The organism is Mesorhizobium sp. M2C.T.Ca.TU.002.02.1.1, assembly GCF_003997225.1.
This window is the reverse complement of the sequence record NZ_RZTO01000736.1, coordinates 1-3106: the sequence shown is the minus strand read 5'-3', so window position 1 is coordinate 3106 and position 3106 is coordinate 1. Positions and strand designations below refer to the sequence as shown.

Genomic DNA, 3106 nt, shown 5'->3' with positions numbered 1-3106 from the left:
CTTTAGTTGGTTCGAACGTGTGTTGTTGACAGCGAGGAACGGCCTCATGCCGCCTCGTCCTTCCGGGCGTAAGCGCCGATGACGCGCGCGACCGAAGCCGCGGGCGCATTGACGATCTGGGCGATCCGGGTTGCCGGCGTGGCGATCATGCCAACCAGCTTGGCGCGCAGCTCGTCGAGCGACGGCATCGTGGCGAGTGCCTTGACACCATCGGCGTTGAGCGAGGTCGAGCCCATCGCGCCGCCGAGAATGATCAGCTTGTCATTCCCCTTGGCGAAATCGGACGTGACCTTCGGCGCCGCAACCGGATCCTCCGAATAAGCGACCAGCGTCTGTCCCTTGAACAGATCGACGATCGATGCGGAGTCCGTGCCCTGAAGAGCGATCTTGGCGAGACGGTTCTTCGCGACTTTGACGGTGCCGCCGGCGGCGCGCATCTTCGACCGGAGGTCGTTCATTTGCGCCACGGTGATACCGGCGTAGTGGGCCACGACGACTGAACCCGCGTTCGTGAACGCTTCGTTCAGGCCCGTGACGAGTTCGCGCTTTTCCGCTCTGTCCACTGCCTATCTCCAGTTGACCCCTGCCTCATTTTCGAGGTCAGAAGTCGGGTTGCCTTTTGCCGGCCGGGCCATCCAAATCCTGGATCTCCCGAACGGCGCTCGAGGATCCTGCCCCCTTTTTCGCCACACCGACGGCAAGCCGGCGATGCGCTGACAAAAGGCAAACACGGTTCGAACCTTTCATTGGAGCTTCCGCCCCTTTGTCGGGTCTTCACCCGTCTCATGCAGGCCCAATCGAATTAAGGCTTTTGGGCCGCCTGCAATCTCGGACAGGATATCCGGAAACCTTTCGGCTCCCGGGTTACCGGGCCGCCGACGGATCGGCGGTCCGGAATTCTTCTTTGTTGGAACATGATCCTTGGGATCATGCTCCAGCGACCGGCCTGAAGCCGGTCAGACGACACTTACGACGCAGCGAGCGTCGCGATGTCGAGCTTGAGGCCGGGGCCCATCGTCGAGGTGACCGACACCTTCTTGACGTAGTTGCCCTTGGCGCCCGCGGGCTTGGCCTTGTTGACCGCATCGGCGAAGGCGCGGACGTTCTCTTCCAGCGCCTTGACGTCGAACGAGACCTTGCCGACGCCGGCCTGGACGATGCCGGCCTTCTCGACGCGGAACTCGACGGCGCCGCCCTTCGAAGCCTTGACGGCCGCGGCCACATCGGTGGTCACGGTGCCGACCTTCGGGTTCGGCATCATGCCGCGCGGGCCGAGCACCTTACCCAGGCGGCCGACCAGCGGCATCATGTCCGGGGTGGCGATGCAGCGATCGAAATCGATCGTGCCCTTCTGGACGATGTCGACGAGGTCCTCGGCGCCAACCACATCGGCGCCGGCGGCCTTGGCTTCCTCGGCCTTGTCGCCACGAGCAAACACGGCGACGCGCACCGAGCGGCCGGTGCCGTTGGGCAGGTTGACCACGCCGCGGACCATCTGGTCGGCATGGCGCGGATCGACGCCGAGATTCATCGAGACCTCGACGGTCTCGTCGAACTTCACCTTGGACCGGTCCTTGAGCAGCTGCAGCGCCTCGGAGAGGGCGTAAGCCTTGTTCGGATCGATGCCTTCGCGGCTCTTGGCAACACGCTTTGCAATCTTTGCCATGATCTTAGCCCACCACTTCCAGGCCCATCGAGCGGGCGGAGCCCTCGACCATGCGCATGGCCGCCTCGACGTCGTTTGCGTTCAGGTCCTTCATCTTCTGCTCGGCGATCGCGCGCACCTTGTCGCGGCTGATCGTGCCGACCTTGGTCTTGCCCGGCTCCTTGGAGCCCGACTTCAGGTTGGCGGCCTTCTTCAGGAAGTAGCTCACCGGCGGCGTCTTCATGACGAAGGTGAACGACTTGTCCTGGTAGTAGGTGATGACGACCGGGATCGGCGACCCCTTCTCCATCTCCTGGGTCTGCGCGTTGAACGCCTTGCAGAACTCCATGATGTTGATGCCGCGCTGACCAAGCGCCGGGCCGATCGGGGGCGACGGCGTAGCCGAGCCCGCGGCAACCTGGAGCTTGAGCTGGCCTGCAACTTTCTTAGCCATCTCTATTCCTGCCTTTTCTCATGCCGGCCCCATGATCCGGGGAACGCCGGCGGTTGCAGTCTGGTGGTGCGGTTCCGACGGCCGGCTATGCCGCCCTCGCCTCCCACCCGTTCATGCGGCGCCTTAAGCAACCGCCCCTGACGCCTGTCGACGCAGGGATTTTCCGGATCAGCCCTTTTCGACCTGTCCGAATTCCAGATCGACGGGCACGGCGCGCCCGAAGATCGAAACCTCCACCTTGAGGCGGGCACGCTCCTCGTCCACTTCCTGGACGACGCCGTTGAACGACGCGAACGGACCGTCCGAAACGCGGATCGCCTCGCCGATCTCGAAGGTGACCGACGGCTTCGGCCGCTCGACGCCTTCCTGGACCTGGTTCAGGATGCGCTGCGCCTCGGTCTCGGTGATCGGCACAGGCTTGGAGTCGCCCAGGAAGCCGGTGACCTTCGGCGTGTTCTTGACCAGCGAGAACACGGCATCGGTCAGATTGGCCTTCAGGAGCACATAGCCCGGAAAGAACTTGCGCTCGGCATCGACCTTGCGGCCGCGGCGAATCTCGACGACCTTCTCGGTCGGCACCACGATCTGCTCGATCTCACCGGACAGGCCCTTCTGCTTGGCCTTGTTCTCGATGTCCTCGGCGACCTTCTTCTCGAAGTTCGAATAGGCGTGGACGATATACCACCGCGCAGTCATTTCACGACCTCTCCGTAAACCGCCGAATTAATGCCCGAGACCCAGGATCCACTCGATCGCATAGCCCATCAGAATATCGGCAGCGAAGAAGAAGAGCATCGCGATCACCGCGAACACCAGGACCATCACGGTCGAGATCATGGTTTCGCGCCGCGAAGGCCATGTCACCTTGGCCGTCTCCGCGCGAACCTGCTGGAGAAAGGTGAAGGGATTAGTGGTTTTCGAAGCCATGTGCCGCCTGTGTTCAAGACCCGTTGGCCGGGCCTCCTGGATGATCCCGCTGGCCGGGACGTGCCGCCTGGGCTCAATGC

At 63.1% G+C, this 3106-nt stretch carries 5 protein-coding genes; all 5 read right to left on the bottom strand.

Annotated elements, in window-relative coordinates:
- Positions 1 to 44: 44 nt before the first annotated feature.
- A complete protein-coding gene (gene rplJ / locus EOD07_RS28530; RefSeq protein ID WP_040983057.1) occupies positions 45 to 563 on the bottom strand; it encodes a 50S ribosomal protein L10 in 519 nt (172 codons plus the stop codon).
- A gap of 404 nt (positions 564 to 967) precedes the next feature.
- Positions 968 to 1666 carry a 50S ribosomal protein L1 gene (rplA, locus tag EOD07_RS28525; protein WP_040983059.1) on the bottom strand — a complete coding sequence of 233 codons (699 nt, stop codon included), beginning with the start codon at positions 1664 to 1666 and terminating at the stop codon, positions 968 to 970.
- Between the two features lie 4 nt (positions 1667 to 1670).
- Positions 1671 to 2099, bottom strand: coding sequence for a 50S ribosomal protein L11 (gene rplK, locus EOD07_RS28520; RefSeq protein WP_040983061.1), 429 nt, complete (start codon positions 2097 to 2099; stop codon positions 1671 to 1673).
- Positions 2100 to 2267: 168 nt separating this feature from the next.
- Positions 2268 to 2795 (bottom strand): transcription termination/antitermination protein NusG, encoded by a 528-nt coding sequence (gene nusG / locus EOD07_RS28515; protein WP_041003121.1) that lies wholly within the window; start codon positions 2793 to 2795, stop codon positions 2268 to 2270.
- A 27-nt stretch (positions 2796 to 2822) separates the two neighbouring features.
- Complete coding sequence (gene secE / locus EOD07_RS28510; protein ID WP_027170383.1) at positions 2823 to 3026, bottom strand: preprotein translocase subunit SecE; 204 nt, start codon at positions 3024 to 3026, stop codon at positions 2823 to 2825.
- Between the last annotated feature and the right edge of the window lie 80 nt (positions 3027 to 3106).